Here is a 14,272-nt window from a genome sequence, read left to right on the forward strand (position 1 = left end):
TTTGATTTTATCGTAACAACTCTAAAGGTAGAGTGCAATAATGGAAGTTTTCCAATTTAAGATATTTGTTTTGCTGTGGAACGAGAAAATAGTATTTCTAGCAAGATTGCCATTACAGATCCAAGAACGAGACCATTACTTAAAAACGATGCTAGAAATGGTGGAAGTGTGGAATATGCTCCTGCTGGAACAAACATAACTCCGACTCCCGTAAAGATTGAAAGACCGGCTACTTTAAATAATCGTTCTTTATCCTGGACAGTTTCGTATTCTCGAAAGGCGAGGCCAATCATGCTTGCGAATACAGGATAAATAGCGGCATAACCAACTGCAACAGGGATTGCTGCAAAGAATGAAGTAATCTTTGGAAATATACTAACGACAATAATAAAGCTTGACCCTAATATAAACGGGAGACGTTTATAAATATTAGTCGTTGCAATAAAACCTGCTGATCCAGAAATAGCGACAGGCCCAATAGCTGAAAATAGGCCGCCTAGCAATTGGTTGATTCCTGTTATAATGCCAGCTTGTTTAAAACGATCTGATGCAGCGTTTTCTTCATATTTAGAGACAACCTTTTGTACAACGCGAATACTTGCTAACATATTTGTTAGAAGTAAGAGCGTAACGAAAATGACCGTAATTACCATGTTCCATTCAACACGAGGCATTCCGAAAACAAATAAGGATGGAAAACGGATTATGTCTGTCACTGGTGTTATTGGATTAGATAATCCGAAGCATGCGAATAATATCCAGCCGCATACGATACTGAAAAGAACGGAATATTGTCCAATAATAGGTAGCTTCATGATGAAAAAAGATAGTAAAATAACAATGAGTGAAAGAATAAATACGTTAGGTTGTACTTCTGAATGTTTTCCATCAAGGCCAAACATTCCCTTTAAGAAGGAGCCACTAAGCTGCGCGACAAGAAGAAATAAATACGTTCCAATGACTGTCGGTGTAAAATAGCGAACGAGTTTATCAATAAGTCCAAAAACGCTAAGAATAATACAAATAATACCACTTAATAAGAAAGCATATTGAAGAACTTTAAGTGTCTCATTATTTGATCCAAATAGTACGACGCCTAAACTTGCGTAAAGGGAGAAAATTCCCCACCAAAGGCCAGCAGGACCTTCTTGAATAGGAAGTTTATGCCCAAATATAGCTTGCAAGAGACCAGCAAAACCTAGAACAAATAATGTTCTTTGTACAAATGCGATGGCTTCAGCGCCATTAAGACCATAACTAGTTGCGACACTAATTGGTACAATAAGGCTTCCAGCTAAAATAAATAGTGCCCATTGTAAGGCGGAAAGAAATGTCTTCATTATATCAACCTCTTTCATAGATTCCGTATCTAGTATATACGTATTTTATTTCCACTGGCAAAGATTGTAGATAGAGAAAAGAGTTGAAACACAGTATGAATGCACGTAAGCAATTATGGATAGCAGTTATATGTATGACTTTTGTTGTAATTCTAGGAACGATAGGATTTATGACGATTGAAGAGATTAGTTTGTTTCAAGCATTTTGGATGACAATGATTACTGTATTGACTGTTGGATACGGAGATGCCGTTCCTGTAACGCAAACGGGGAAAGTATTTGCGCTTCTTATTATTCCTGTTGGCGTAGGTATTGTTACGTATGCAATTGGGGTAGTGGCAGCTATGATTATTGAAGGGAATTTATTTCATGCAGTACGGAGGAAGAAGATGGATAAACAAATAGCGCAGTTGAAAAATCATATTATAGTATGTGGTTGCGGTAGAGTGGGGCTTCAAGTTGTACATGAATTGCAAGAAAAGAATATTCCATTTGTCGTTGTTGATAAAGATGAAAGTATATTGGAGCAGGAAAAGCTTTTATTTGTACATGGAGATGCAACGGAAGATCAAGTATTACATAATGCCGGAATTTTAAAAGCAGCTGGTTTAGTTGCTATTGTTGCAAATGATGCCGAAAATGTATTTATTACATTAACAGCAAGAGGGTTAAACGATACGATTAAAATTGTGGCGAGATCTGAAAAGCCAGAAACTGAAGAGAAATTAAGGCGTGCTGGTGCAAATAAGGTTATTAATCCATCTAGTATGGCGGGTATTCATATCGCAAAAGGTATTGCAAATCCATTAACCGTTCATTATATTGATACAGTGTTGTATGGAGTAGAACAGTCATTTGTCATTGAAGAAATTCTAGTTGGAAAAGATTCAATATTAGTTGGTAAATCGTTACTAGAGAGTAATGTAAGGAATCAGTTTGATGTAACAATATTAGCGATTTCAAGAAATGGGAATATTATACATAATCCGGCAGGGCAGGAAAAATTGAAAGAACGTGATATGATAATAGTATTTGGTTCAGTAGAAAAATTGGGACAATTCGAGAAAGAATTACAAAGTACGAGGTGATAAGGAATGCAAATATCTAGCGACAAGATTTTAAATAAAATGGCGAATGAAATTGCGAAGGCAAAAAGTAGTGAAGGACAAAAGTCAAAAGAACATTTATTAGTTGTGCGTGCTTTATGTGACTTATTATTAGATGAACAAGTTGAAACATCTACATATAGAGAACCGAAAATTCAATCGCAAGTAATTGGATCACAACCAGTAACAACTATGCAACCAATTGCACCTGTTTCTGGGGAGCCAGTATATATAAAAGAAAGTGATGCAAACGGTAATTCTTTATTTGATTTTTAGAAGATAAATCGTTTGGCTTATATGCAAAAATTGCTTATGATAAAGGTAAAAAAGGGGAATTAAGATGAAAATTTTCTTTTTACTAGGTTGTATTGCAGCGGGGCTATCTGTTGCGTTAGGGGCCTTTGGAGCACACGGTTTAGAAAATAAAATTTCTGCAAAAATGTTAGAAGTTTGGAAAACAGGCGTTACATATCAAATGTTTCATGCAGGTGGACTATTCGTAGTTGCTTTATTGATGGATAAGGTTCAATCATCACTTTTAACTACTGCTGGTTGGCTAATGGTAGCTGGAATTATTATGTTCTCAGGTAGTTTGTATGCATTAAGTACGACAGGCATTAAGTTCTTTGGTCCAATTACACCTCTTGGTGGTGTAGCGTTTATTGTGGCGTGGATTCTAGTAGGGACTGCAGTTGTAAAAGGATTATAAAAAACAAAAGCTGGCATTTGCCAGCTTTTTTATGGTCTTGGAGCATAAGTTGCTTGTTGACCCGGTAAATACGTAATTCTTTCTGGAAATTCTACATAATCTAAGTAAATCATTAGTAATAAGTAACGCTTTCCGGATTCAGGCTCACTAATGATAATATGATCACGACCAGCTGCCTCGATAATACCTGTATAAGATTGAGTACCAAGAGAACTACCACGCTCATAAGTCATTACAACTGTAGCTTGCTTACCTTTGTTTAGACGAAGGATATTTTCAATATATGATTGTTCTAGAGGTAACATCCCTTGAGAAATTGCATATTGCGCTTGCGCAGCTTGTTGCTGCATTGCTTGTTGTTGCTGTTGCCCAGCGGTCATTTGTTGCTGTTGCCCAGCGGTCATTTGTTGCGGTTGTACATAAGTTCCAGATGGTTGATAAAAACCTGTTCCATAATACGGGTTTTGTTGCTGTGTCATTCAAAAATCCCTCCTCATTTTTATTCCTTAATATACGCTAGGGCAGTCTCCAGCAGATGGCTGGAAGAAGCAGTGCTTTTTAAAGCGACCAGAGTTTTGTTGGTTATACCAAGTCGGTGGACATGCCCCTTCAGGTCTAAAGAACCATAAGGCAAAGTTGGCAGGCCAAAAACGTTGCCCTTGAATGGTCCGTCTCGCTAGGGCAATATCTTGTTCACGTGCCCGTTGATAAAAGTATCCTTTTTGCGTTGCTTCAAAACCGCCGGGGTTTTGATAAACCATTTGACGTAAATTACGAATGCTTTTAAAGTCTAAACAATTTCCGCGGACACGATTTACCCCAACGTTTCCGACCATTAACATTCCTTGTTGCCCTTCTCCTTCGGCTTCAGCACGCATCAGTCTAGCCAACAACTTTACATCTTCTTCGTTATAAGCAATAACACCCATTATGTGTCACCTCTCTTTTTGGAATACCTTTTGGAAAGAGGTTTATCTCTAGATGAAGTGTGTAACAATTACTAGTTCATACGTATGAGGAAAAGGGCTCAGATATGACAACCAAACGAAGTTTTACATTGAGAGTGGAAAATAAAAAAAGCTAGCGTGAGCCAGCTTTTTTATTAAAAAACTTTAGACCATAAGTTTGAGAAGAAATCACCAATAGAGCGCATTGTTAACACAAACCAATTTGCTTTTTCAACTTCCTCTGTCGTTTTTGCAGTAACTTTCATACTTTTACTACCGTCTAAGAAACCATATTTATCAGTTGATTCTAAAGTAATTGAGCCTACTTTGGCATCTTTCTTAATAGGAGCAACTAAATGTCCATCTTCAGCAAGAGATTTATCTAATTCAGTCCCAATTTTATAAGGTTCTTTGCTACCTTTTTTCGCAATTACTGTTATTTCTTTTTCGGGTGCAACAGTTACTTGGTCTTCTTTCCCTTTTACTACAGAGATTGTATTGTTCTTATTAACTTTTAGTTTTTGTTTTTCAAAGTTATTAAATCCATATTCGATTAATTCACGAGATTCTGTGAAACGTTCATCCATTGATTTTGTTTTAATAATAACCGAGATAAGACGTACATCACCACGTTTAGCAGTAATAGTAAATCCGTATCCAGCTGTATCAGAGCTTCCGGTTTTTAAACCATCGGTACCTTCATAAGCGAAAGAAGCTCCTGGTAACATCCAATTCCAGTTTTCCATACGAATTGGTTTTGGGTGATTGTCTGGGAAGTTTCTAAATCTTTGTTTTGTATCCTCTAGTATTTCTGGATACTTTGTAATCATTGCTTTTGAAAGCATACCCATATCACGAGCTGACATAGAGTTTTCTGCATTTGGATCAGTACCCTCAGGATGTTTTCCTTTTAAGTCAGCGTTATTTAAGCCAGTAGCGTTTACAAATTTATATTTCTTTAATCCTAGCTTTTTAGCATGTTCATTTGCAAGATTTAAGAAGTTTTTCTCACTTCCTGCAAGAAGTTCTGCTAAAGCGATACTAGATCCATTTGCTGAGAATATAACAATAGAATGATATAATTCTTTTACAGTATATTGACGTCCTTTTTCGAACGGTACATTAGAGAATTCATTATTACGAGAGACTTCATAAGCGTAATCAGAAATATTTACTTTCGTATCCCATGTGATTTTTCCTTCTTTAATTGCTTCTAAAACAGCGTAAACAACAATTAATTTCGACATACTAGCAATAGCCAGCAATTCATCTGGATTTTGCTCGTGAAGTATTTTTCCAGTATCTGCATCAAATAAAAGTGCAGCGGCTGCCTCAATATGTATTTTTTCTTCCGCATGGGATGTTGTTACTCCTAAGGAAGAAATTGACAATACAAGCAATAGTAAAATAGACAAAATTTTTTTCATATAGATTATCACCTTCGCATCGTTATTTAGCATATAGCTCGTATCATTTTAGCATATCTTTATATATAAAAAGGTTACAATTTTACAATAAATTTGAAAAAATGTCGGTTTTTCTTCAAAAGTGCAGAAAAAAGGAGATTTTTGAGGATAAATATAGAGAAGAATAAAAAAAGGAACGAATTTCGTTCCTTTTCACCATTTATATGTGTAAAAATTTCTCTACTTTTTCGTCTGGTAAAATGTTTCCAACGAAGAATGTTCCAAATTCACCATAACGAGCACTTACTTCATCGAAGCGCATTTCATATATAAGTTTTTTAAATTGAAGAACATCGTCAGCGAATAATGTTACGCCCCATTCGAAATCGTCGAATCCAACAGATCCTGAAATCACTTGGCGTACTTTACCTGCGTATTGACGGCCAATTTTACTATGACTGTACATCATTTTTTTACGCTCTTCCATAGGAAGCATGTACCAGTTGTCATCACCTTGGCGACGCTTATCCATTGGATAGAAGCAAATATGATTTGCTTTCGGCAATTCAGGATATAAGCGAGCTAAAATTTGCGGGTTTTGGTATGGATCCTCATCAGCTGGAAGATAGTTGCTTAATTCAACAACAGATACGTAAGAATATGCAGGAACCATATATTCAGCTAAAGTTGTTTTATTCAATTCTGTCTCAATTTCATTTAACTCTTCCATTGTTGGACGTAAAATCATAAGCATAATATCAGCTTTTTGGCCAACAACTGTATACATTGCGTGACTACCTTTTTTCGCAGTAGCTACTTCGTTCCATTTTTCAACGACATTTAAAAATTCAGACACTGCTTGTCCGCGTTCGTCGCTAGATAATGTTTTCCATGCAGCCCAATCAATAGAACGTAAATCATGTAAACAATACCAGCCATCTAACGTTGTTGTTGCTTCACTCATTCTATTCACCTCAGTTAATGATAGTTTTACACGTTAACTATAGCATATATAGTTTTAAAATCATCTATATAAAACCTTGGCGCATAAAATTGTCACATTTAAGTGTTTAAGCAAGGTGAATTTAACGGCTGAATTTTATGAAAATATAATCATTTTTATTTTATCTATTTTTTGGGAGCTATAAGTTTAAAATATAGAAGAAAAGCAGTATTCTTAAAGATAGAGTTTTTTTAACATATGTAGGAGGGTTTATTCGTGAGCAACTTATTTACAACAGTAAAAGAAAAAGTTCAAGGAAAAGGCATTTCTATCGTACTTCCTGAAGGAACTGATGAAAGAATTTTAGGCGCTGCAGAGCGTTTAGCAAAAGAAGAGTTAGTAAAACCAATCTTAGTTGGTAATAGAGAAGAAATTAGCGCAAAAGCTGCTAGCATGAATTTAACATTAGCAGGCGTTGATATTTACGACCCAGCTACATACGAAGAAATGGATGCAATGGTAGCATCTTTCGTTGAACGCCGTAAAGGTAAAGCAACTGAAGAAGACGCTCGCAAAATCCTTAAAGACGAAAACTACTTCGGTACAATGCTTGTATACATGGGCAAAGCACACGGTCTAGTAAGTGGTGCAGCTCACTCTACAGCTGATACAGTTCGTCCAGCACTTCAAATTATTAAAACAAAACCAGGCGTTACAAAAACTTCTGGCGTATTCATCATGGTACGTGAAGAAGAGAAATATGTATTCGCTGATTGCGCAATTAACATTGCACCAAACAGCCAAGATTTAGCTGAAATCGGTATCGAAAGTGCGAAAACTGCTGAGTTATTCGGCATTGATCCACGCGTTGCTATGTTAAGCTTCTCTACAAAAGGTTCTGCGAAATCTCCAGAAACAGAAAAAGTTGTAGAAGCAACTCGTATTGCAAAAGAAATGGCTCCTGAGTTAACTTTAGATGGAGAATTCCAATTCGATGCTGCATTCGTACCATCTGTAGCTGAGAAAAAAGCTCCAGGTTCTACAATTAAAGGTGATGCTAACGTATTCGTATTCCCAAGCTTAGAAGCTGGTAATATCGGCTACAAAATCGCTCAACGTTTAGGTAACTTCGAAGCAGTAGGACCAATCTTACAAGGCTTAAACATGCCTGTAAATGACCTATCTCGTGGATGTAACGAGGAAGAAGTGTACAAGTTAGCTTTAATTACAGCAGCTCAAGCACTTTAATTCTATAATGAATTGAAATAAAGACCGTCGCTATTATAGCGACGGTCTTTATTTTTCTAAACCAAGTGCTTTATTATTACGATCAATAATACGTTGTAAATTCGTCTCATATAAAGGAATCTCATCTATTGTTAATTGAGATGGTGTTAACTTTGGAGCGAATTGCTGCAATGTTTTTAAAAGACGCATCATTAAATCTTGTACTGTAATGGTTTCACCAAGTAATTCTGAGAGTGAGGCCATCGTACTTGGTACAATTTCAGGGTACGTAAAGCGTGTTTCTTCCCCTTGAATTGCTAGGTTGTAGAAATCACGAACGAGTGCGGCACGCTCAGAGCCACTTCCGGTAGCGCAGAGATAGATTTGGACAGCGACACCTCCGCGAATACGACGTTGTGAAATACCAGCGAATTTTTGATCGCGAATACTTAAGTCATAACTACCAGGACAGTAAGAGCCGACAATTTCTTTTGCCTCGATAGTAACGTCGTAATCCTTTAACATCTCCTTAATCAAATGCCACATTGTATCGTATCCAAGGTCAATATCGATACCTTTTTCTGTTTCTTGGAATAAAAGTGATACGTTTAAAACACCTTCATCAAGCACGACCGCAAGCCCGCCAGAATTACGGACAATAACATTGAAGTTGTTTTGTTTTAAAAAAGAAATACCTTCTTCTAAATGCGGAAGGCGTGAATCTTGAATGCCAAGGACAATTGTATTGTGATGAACCCATGAACGCATTGTTGCCGCTGACTTGCCATTTCCAATGCTTGTGCATAATGTGTCATCCATTGCGAATGACTGAAGTGCATGGAATGTTGGTCCTAAACTAGATTGATCTACAATGCGCCACTCTGGCTGAGATAAAATGGAACGGGAATTGCTCATATAACTAACCCCTTATCTTTAAAATGACAATCTCTATTATAGCAAAAAATGAAGAATGGAGTTTTCTCACATATAAAGGGGGAGCTTATAGGTGAAATAATAAAAAGGATGCATTACATGCATCCTTTTTATTCTGCAATTTTTTCTAAATTACCGTTTCGGTCCATTCGGAAAGATGTTTGAGAACGTTCTTCGTCATCCATGACTGCCAATTTACGAGCTCGGTTCATAATGTTCATAAGTGTTTCGTAATCTTCTTGTACAGTATGAGATTGCTTTTCTAATTTTTCTAGTTTCTTTTCTAGTTCCTCATTCCGAAGGATTTGTGCTTTAATTTCTTGTTTCAATCTCGTATTCTCGTTTTCAAGAGCTGTCACTTTTATATTTGAAGATCCGACTGTTTGTAAAAAATAAATAACATCTTGCATTGTCATAGAGCTTCTTGCAGCAGGAGCAGTAGATTCTTGATATGGAATAGCTTCTTTATATTGTACGATTGATTCTTCTTGTACTAATTCTTCATAATCAGTTATCGAATCTGAAGCTGGTGGTGTATAAAGTAAACGTTTTTTCGCTTGTTCACCGCTTGCAGCACGCATTTTATCTTTACGATGTTTTTTTGCTAGTTGAAGAGCTTGTTCATAGCTATAGCGAACAACAGCATTCCAGCGGAAACCACAAGCAGCAGATGTACGATTTAACTGATCCCCTACTTCCTCAAATGCATTTAATTGCGTACTTCCTTCTCTAACATGACGAAGTACCGTTTCAGCAAGTAATAAATCATCCTCATCTGTCCAAGCATCTTGTCTTACTTTCATAGATTCAACTCCCTTTCTTTTTATGAACTTCCTATTTTTATAATGGGCAAAAAAATAAACTTTTATACAAAGCTTTTAAAAATATGGTAGATTTCGATGAAAGGTAAAAATTTTCCCATGAATGGTGAGCGCTTCTGTAGGAGAGCATATAAAATATGTAGCATTATGTAGAGAATAGGCTTTGTAGGGAAACTTGCAACGAGCTTCAAAGAGCGGTAAAATACCATTTAGTGTTTATTTTTAAACGTACTTGAGAAAAGTTTAAAATAGAGGAAGTGTTATATAATGGGAAACGAGTTTCGCGTGTGCGATGACTGTCAGGCAACGAACGTTAAAACGTTAGTTCCGAAGTTAAAAAAAGTAGATTCATGTGCAACGATTGAAGTTGGATGTCAGTCTTACTGTGGTCCTGGTCGTAAAAAATCATTCGCATTTGTAAATAACCGTCCAGTTGCGGCTCCAACAGAAGATGAGTTAATCGCAAAAATTGAAGCAAAGTTAAATAAGTAAGAAAAAGAAGAGTGAAAAGATTACTCTTCTTTTTTATGCCCATAAGAGGAATAATTTATTCTGCGAAAGTACTCTTGTATGGACGAACGTTTTCTAAAGGATAGACACAACTTTTGTATTAAAATTCCAATTTGTATAAATTTATATTTCAAAATAATGGTTGACAGTCTTTTAAAGCGATAGGTAGAATAGAAGTGTCTGATTCTGAGAATCATTATCAGGAAAATAACAATTCACCTAATTTTTTTATTACTATTTGAGAATAAATTTCATTTCAATAAATATATGTTGTTAGTTAGGATGGTTGAGGGATGGAAGCGAGCGCAAGCAGTATAGAACAGCAAGAAGAGAATGTTAAAGAGATTAAGAGCAGACCGCTTATCGCTTCTATTATTTTAGTAGCGGGTACAGTTTTGTTAGCTTTAAGCATGGCAGTTTCTATTTCTTTTGGGGCTGCAGATATTAGTTTAAAGACTGTATGGCAAGCTGTATTTCAGTTTGATGGATCTATTACACATCATAATGTAATTCAAGAGCTTCGCATGCCTAGAGCAATAGGGGGCGTAGTTGCAGGTGCCTTTTTAGCGGTATCGGGAGCAATTATGCAAGGTATGACGCGAAATCCACTTGCTTCGCCATCGTTAATGGGGATTACAGATGGGGCTGTATTTGGAATTGCAATTATGTATGCATTTTTTCCTAATTCACCTTATTTAATGTTTGTTATCGCATCTTTTATTGGAGCTGCGTTTGGTGCAAGCATTGTATATGGAATTGGGTCTTCTTCACCAGGTGGATTAACACCTGTGAAATTAGCTTTAGCAGGTGCAGCTATTAGTGCTTTATTAGGGGCAATTTCATCTGGAATCGCATTGTATTTCAATCTTGCCCAAGAGGTAAGCATGTGGAATGCAGGCGGGGTTGCTGGAGTGAAATGGCAAAGTATTAATATGTTAGTGCCAATTGGCCTTGTTTGTCTTTTTATCGCAATTATGATGTCGAGATATATTACAATTTTGAGCTTCGGTGAAGAAATTGCAATTGGACTTGGTCAAAATACGACATTAATTAAATTTATCGGAACAGTACTTGTTCTTGTTTTAACGGGTTCCGCAGTTTCCATGGCAGGATCAGTTGGATTTGTTGGTCTTGTAATTCCGCATATGACTCGTTTTCTTGTAGGCTCGGACTATAGATGGGTTATTCCATGTTCTGCGGTCTTAGGCGGGCTGTTAATTGAATGTGCAGATATGTTATCTCGCGTTATTAACCCGCCATTTGAAACGCCAATTGGAGCAATTACAGCGCTAATTGGGGTTCCATTCTTCCTCTACTTAGCACGTAATGAAGGGAGAGGAAAGATGTGAGGACGAGTGTCTTAACAAAAAAGAACATTTCTATATTAACGATTTTAGTAGGACTAATCGTTTCTATATTTCTTATTAGTTTAAATACAGGAACTTTTAAAATCCCGCCAATGGACGTATTAAAGTCATTGGTTGGACTAGGGGCTGAAGATCAGTCTGTTATTTTATTTGAATTCCGCATGCCGCGTATGGTAATTGCTATACTAGTCGGATCTGCTTTAGCTATGTCAGGTGCGATTTTGCAAGGTTTATCACGAAATCCGCTTGCTGATCCAGGTATTATAGGTATTAATGCTGGAGCGGGATTAACAGTTGTTATATTCGTCTACTTCTTCTTCGGGAAAGTAGGGACTGGTACATTTTTATCTGTATTCATTCTTCCATTCTTCGCACTAGTTGGAGCGATATTAGCAGCGGTAATTATTTATTTACTAGCATGGAAAGATGGCGTTTCATCGACTCGATTAATACTTGTCGGTATTGCCGTTGCAGCTGGATTTGGAGCTGTTAGTTTAATTTTCTCTATGAAGATGACATCTAACGATTTTCGTTTTGCTACGATTTGGCTGGCGGGAAGTCTATGGGGTACAGATTGGAAATTCGTATTAAGTGTACTTCCATGGATGGTTATTTTCTTACCGCTTGCTATAAGTAAAGCACACATATTAAATGTAATGAACCTAGGCGATTCTACAGCAGTTGGCCTTGGTGTAAACGTAGAAAAAGAAAGACGTAAATTATTATTTATTGCAGTTTGTTTAGCAGGTGCATCTGTTGCTGTTGCGGGCGGAATTGGCTTTATCGGTTTAATGGCCCCGCATTTAGCAAGGCGCCTTGTTGGTGGTAAACATCAAATTATGTTGCCCACCGCTGCGCTAATAGGAACGTTTTTACTTTTATTCGCAGACGTAATTTCAAGAAGTGTATTAACAACTTCAGAAATACCAGTCGGTCTTGTTATTTCTGTAATTGGTGCACCATATTTCATTTATTTACTTATGAGGACAAAATAAAGGGAGGCTTTTCGTATGGCAACTTTAGCGGTGGATGCGGTATCTGTTGGCTATAATGAAGGTTTAATTATTGACGGGTTAACAGTTGAAATTCCGGAAGGGAAAATTACAACAATTATTGGACCAAATGGTTGTGGGAAGTCCACATTATTAAAAACGGCGTCTCGTATTTTGAAGGCAAAGCAAGGTACTGTTTATCTCGACGGAAAAGCAATTGAGAAACAGCCAACGAAAGAAATTGCAAAGAAAATGGCGATTTTACCACAAACTGCAGAAGTGCCAACGGGCCTTACTGTATTTGAGCTTGTGTCATATGGAAGATTCCCTCATCAAAAAGGGTTTGGCACGTTGAAAGAAGAGGATTATCGCTACATTAACTGGGCACTTGAAGTGACAGGAATGAAAGAATTTGCGAATCGTCCAGCAGAAGCGCTATCAGGTGGCCAACGTCAACGTGTTTGGATCGCAATGGCTCTTGCACAAGGAACAGAATTACTTGTATTGGATGAACCAACAACGTACTTAGATATGGCTCATCAATTAGAAGTATTAAACTTATTGAAAAAGTTAAATGAAGAAGAAGGTAGAACGATTGTTATGGTTATCCATGACTTAAACCACGCTTCTCGTTTCTCTGATCATATGATTGCATTAAAAGCAGGTAAGTTAATGAAACAAGGAACGCCAGATGAAGTTATGACAAGTGAAACACTTCGTAACGTATTTGAGATTGAAGCTCAAATCGTTCCATGTCCAGTAAACTGTAAGCCAATTTGTTTAACATATGATTTAGCGATGATTAGTAATCAATTGCGTAAAAAAGCATAAGTAGAACCCCCTCGTAAAGAGGGGGGCTTCTAATGGACGTTGAGCTTCTTATATATGAATGGGAAGTTGAACGCCCGTTAGAATGGGTTATTAACAACAGTTAATAAATATATATTAATTAATTGTTATCTTTGTTTCTTATAGTTCATTGTAACTTATAAGATAAATACAGCTAGAAGGAGTGGGAACATGAAGAATTTTAAAATGGCACTATTAGCAATGGTACTAGTTGTGACTTCTGTACTATTTGCAGCTTGTTCTAACAAAGAAGAAGAAAAGAAAGCAGATGCAAAGACTGAAGAGCGCACTGTAAAACATGCAAAAGGGGAAATTAAAATTCCTGCAAACCCAAAGAAAATTGCTGACCTTAGTGGTTCAACAGAAGAATTATTAATTTTCGGTATGAAACCGGTTATTACTGCTAATACATCTCAAGAAAAAATTGATGCACATATTGAAAAGAAACTAAAAGACGTTAAACCAGTTGGTTCTGCTTGGGGCGATAAAATTAACATTGAAGCAGTAGCTGCTGCAAAACCAGATTTAATTCTTGTAAATAATCGTCAAGAAAAGATTTATGATCAATTATCTAAAATTGCACCAACAGTTATGTTAAACACTCCATTAGATCAATGGCGTCCAAAATTCGAAGAAGTAGGTCAAATCTTCGGTAAAGAAAAAGAAACAAAAGAATGGTTCAAAAAGTATGATGAAAAAGCAAGCAAATTACATGACAAAATCGTCGCTAAAACTGGTGAAGCAACATTTATGAAAATGGCTGCATATCCAAATGCTTTCCGCGTATATGGTGATTACGGTTACGGTAGCGTAATCTTTAATGATTTAAAACTACCAGCAGTTAAAGGTACACCAACTGATAAACCGTTAGTACAAGTACAAAAAGAAGCTTTAATCGATTACAACCCAGATTACTTATTCGTATTTACAACTGGTGACGGTTCTCAGCGCTTAAAAGAATTCCAAGAAGAATCAATTTGGAAAAACATGAACGCTGTTAAAAATAACCACGTATTTACAATTAAAAATGAAGACTTAAACAAAGGTTACTTCCCACTAGGGAAAGATATGATCTTAGACGAAGTTGCTGAATTCGTTTTAGGTAAATAATGTATAAAGGAA

16 protein-coding genes are annotated in these 14,272 nt (G+C 36.6%); 9 read left to right on the forward strand and 7 right to left on the reverse strand.

All coding sequences use genetic code 11. The annotated features are described in order from the left end of the window. Positions 1–56: 56 nt before the first annotated feature. Positions 57–1,340 (reverse strand): purine/pyrimidine permease, encoded by a 1,284-nt coding sequence (locus ACS2CR_RS22900; RefSeq protein ID WP_016111041.1) that lies wholly within the window; start codon positions 1,338–1,340, stop codon positions 57–59. Between the two features lie 95 nt (positions 1,341–1,435). On the opposite strand from ACS2CR_RS22900, the gene ACS2CR_RS22905 reads away from it, so the two are divergent. The 3 genes from ACS2CR_RS22905 (at position 1,436) to ACS2CR_RS22915 (ending at position 3,155) form a co-directional block, all read left to right on the forward strand. Then, a complete protein-coding gene (locus ACS2CR_RS22905; protein WP_000993988.1) occupies positions 1,436–2,428 on the forward strand; it encodes a potassium channel family protein in 993 nt (330 codons plus the stop codon). Between the two features lie 6 nt (positions 2,429–2,434). Beyond that, positions 2,435–2,722 carry a YwdI family protein gene (locus ACS2CR_RS22910; protein WP_001167349.1) on the forward strand — a complete coding sequence of 96 codons (288 nt, stop codon included), beginning with the start codon at positions 2,435–2,437 and terminating at the stop codon, positions 2,720–2,722. Positions 2,723–2,786: 64 nt separating this feature from the next. Then, the gene (locus ACS2CR_RS22915) at positions 2,787–3,155 is read left to right on the forward strand and encodes a DUF423 domain-containing protein (RefSeq protein WP_000688315.1); all 369 of its coding nucleotides are present in this window, start codon (positions 2,787–2,789) and stop codon (positions 3,153–3,155) included. Positions 3,156–3,184: 29 nt separating this feature from the next. Here ACS2CR_RS22915 and gerQ read toward each other — a convergent pair whose 3' ends face one another. The 4 genes from gerQ to hemQ all read right to left on the reverse strand — a co-directional run bounded on the left by gerQ (position 3,185) and on the right by hemQ (position 6,472). Beyond that, positions 3,185–3,634 (reverse strand): spore coat protein GerQ, encoded by a 450-nt coding sequence (gerQ, locus tag ACS2CR_RS22920; protein ID WP_438906078.1) that lies wholly within the window; start codon positions 3,632–3,634, stop codon positions 3,185–3,187. Positions 3,635–3,661: 27 nt separating this feature from the next. Further along, complete coding sequence (gene cwlJ / locus ACS2CR_RS22925; protein WP_000538167.1) at positions 3,662–4,084, reverse strand: cell wall hydrolase CwlJ; 423 nt, start codon at positions 4,082–4,084, stop codon at positions 3,662–3,664. Positions 4,085–4,257: 173 nt separating this feature from the next. Continuing rightward, complete coding sequence (locus ACS2CR_RS22930) at positions 4,258–5,529, reverse strand: serine hydrolase (protein WP_016111040.1); 1,272 nt, start codon at positions 5,527–5,529, stop codon at positions 4,258–4,260. A gap of 199 nt (positions 5,530–5,728) precedes the next feature. Continuing rightward, a complete protein-coding gene (hemQ, locus tag ACS2CR_RS22935; protein ID WP_001287595.1) occupies positions 5,729–6,472 on the reverse strand; it encodes a hydrogen peroxide-dependent heme synthase in 744 nt (247 codons plus the stop codon). A gap of 255 nt (positions 6,473–6,727) precedes the next feature. On the opposite strand from hemQ, the gene pta reads away from it, so the two are divergent. Continuing rightward, complete coding sequence (gene pta, locus ACS2CR_RS22940; protein WP_000067225.1) at positions 6,728–7,699, forward strand: phosphate acetyltransferase; 972 nt, start codon at positions 6,728–6,730, stop codon at positions 7,697–7,699. A 48-nt stretch (positions 7,700–7,747) separates the two neighbouring features. Here pta and ACS2CR_RS22945 read toward each other — a convergent pair whose 3' ends face one another. Together ACS2CR_RS22945 and ACS2CR_RS22950 are read right to left on the reverse strand one after the other, a co-directional pair. Continuing rightward, a complete protein-coding gene (locus tag ACS2CR_RS22945) occupies positions 7,748–8,593 on the reverse strand; it encodes a lipoate--protein ligase family protein (RefSeq protein ID WP_000071949.1) in 846 nt (281 codons plus the stop codon). 128 nt (positions 8,594–8,721) lie between these two features. Continuing rightward, complete coding sequence (locus tag ACS2CR_RS22950; RefSeq protein WP_000868358.1) at positions 8,722–9,414, reverse strand: RsfA family transcriptional regulator; 693 nt, start codon at positions 9,412–9,414, stop codon at positions 8,722–8,724. A gap of 285 nt (positions 9,415–9,699) precedes the next feature. Here ACS2CR_RS22950 and ACS2CR_RS22955 point away from each other — a divergent pair, with 285 nt between their 5' ends. From ACS2CR_RS22955 to ACS2CR_RS22975, 5 genes are all read left to right on the forward strand, one after another. Then, positions 9,700–9,924, forward strand: a complete 225-nt coding sequence (locus ACS2CR_RS22955; RefSeq protein ID WP_000526078.1) for a DUF1450 domain-containing protein — start codon at positions 9,700–9,702, stop codon at positions 9,922–9,924. 311 nt (positions 9,925–10,235) lie between these two features. Then, positions 10,236–11,291: a FecCD family ABC transporter permease gene (locus tag ACS2CR_RS22960; protein WP_000388296.1), complete on the forward strand. Its 1,056-nt coding sequence runs from the start codon at positions 10,236–10,238 to the stop codon at positions 11,289–11,291. Then, on the forward strand, positions 11,288–12,304 hold the full coding sequence (locus tag ACS2CR_RS22965) for a FecCD family ABC transporter permease (protein WP_001260757.1): 1,017 nt from the start codon (positions 11,288–11,290) through the stop codon (positions 12,302–12,304). Before ACS2CR_RS22960 ends, ACS2CR_RS22965 begins: the two co-directional genes overlap by 4 nt. Positions 12,305–12,319: 15 nt before the next feature. Then, entirely contained in the window at positions 12,320–13,132 is an 813-nt protein-coding gene (locus ACS2CR_RS22970; RefSeq protein WP_000212068.1) for an ABC transporter ATP-binding protein, read from the forward strand. Positions 13,133–13,321: 189 nt separating this feature from the next. Continuing rightward, positions 13,322–14,260, forward strand: coding sequence for an ABC transporter substrate-binding protein (locus ACS2CR_RS22975; protein ID WP_000787724.1), 939 nt, complete (start codon positions 13,322–13,324; stop codon positions 14,258–14,260). The last annotated feature ends 12 nt before the right edge of the window (positions 14,261–14,272 follow it).

Origin of the sequence: Bacillus cereus group sp. BceL291 (genome assembly GCF_051776705.1) — a bacterium.
Lineage (GTDB): Bacteria > Bacillota > Bacilli > Bacillales > Bacillaceae_G > Bacillus_A > Bacillus_A cereus.

Bases quoted from the DNA above. Each gene is read 5' to 3' on its own strand.
- gerQ (WP_438906078.1), bottom strand. From the start codon at position 3,634: ATGACACAGCAACAAAACCCGTATTATGGAACAGGTTTTTATCAACCA.
- ACS2CR_RS22915 (WP_000688315.1), top strand. From the start codon at position 2,787: ATGAAAATTTTCTTTTTACTAGGTTGTATTGCAGCGGGGCTATCTGTT.
- cwlJ (WP_000538167.1), bottom strand. From the start codon at position 4,084: ATGGGTGTTATTGCTTATAACGAAGAAGATGTAAAGTTGTTGGCTAGA.
- hemQ (WP_001287595.1), bottom strand. From the start codon at position 6,472: ATGAGTGAAGCAACAACAACGTTAGATGGCTGGTATTGTTTACATGAT.
- ACS2CR_RS22960 (WP_000388296.1), top strand. From the start codon at position 10,236: ATGGAAGCGAGCGCAAGCAGTATAGAACAGCAAGAAGAGAATGTTAAA.
- ACS2CR_RS22945 (WP_000071949.1), bottom strand. From the start codon at position 8,593: ATGAGCAATTCCCGTTCCATTTTATCTCAGCCAGAGTGGCGCATTGTA.
- ACS2CR_RS22955 (WP_000526078.1), top strand. From the start codon at position 9,700: ATGGGAAACGAGTTTCGCGTGTGCGATGACTGTCAGGCAACGAACGTT.
- ACS2CR_RS22905 (WP_000993988.1), top strand. From the start codon at position 1,436: ATGAATGCACGTAAGCAATTATGGATAGCAGTTATATGTATGACTTTT.
- ACS2CR_RS22910 (WP_001167349.1), top strand. From the start codon at position 2,435: ATGCAAATATCTAGCGACAAGATTTTAAATAAAATGGCGAATGAAATT.
- ACS2CR_RS22975 (WP_000787724.1), top strand. From the start codon at position 13,322: ATGAAGAATTTTAAAATGGCACTATTAGCAATGGTACTAGTTGTGACT.
- ACS2CR_RS22900 (WP_016111041.1), bottom strand. From the start codon at position 1,340: ATGAAGACATTTCTTTCCGCCTTACAATGGGCACTATTTATTTTAGCT.
- ACS2CR_RS22970 (WP_000212068.1), top strand. From the start codon at position 12,320: ATGGCAACTTTAGCGGTGGATGCGGTATCTGTTGGCTATAATGAAGGT.
- ACS2CR_RS22930 (WP_016111040.1), bottom strand. From the start codon at position 5,529: ATGAAAAAAATTTTGTCTATTTTACTATTGCTTGTATTGTCAATTTCT.
- ACS2CR_RS22950 (WP_000868358.1), bottom strand. From the start codon at position 9,414: ATGAAAGTAAGACAAGATGCTTGGACAGATGAGGATGATTTATTACTT.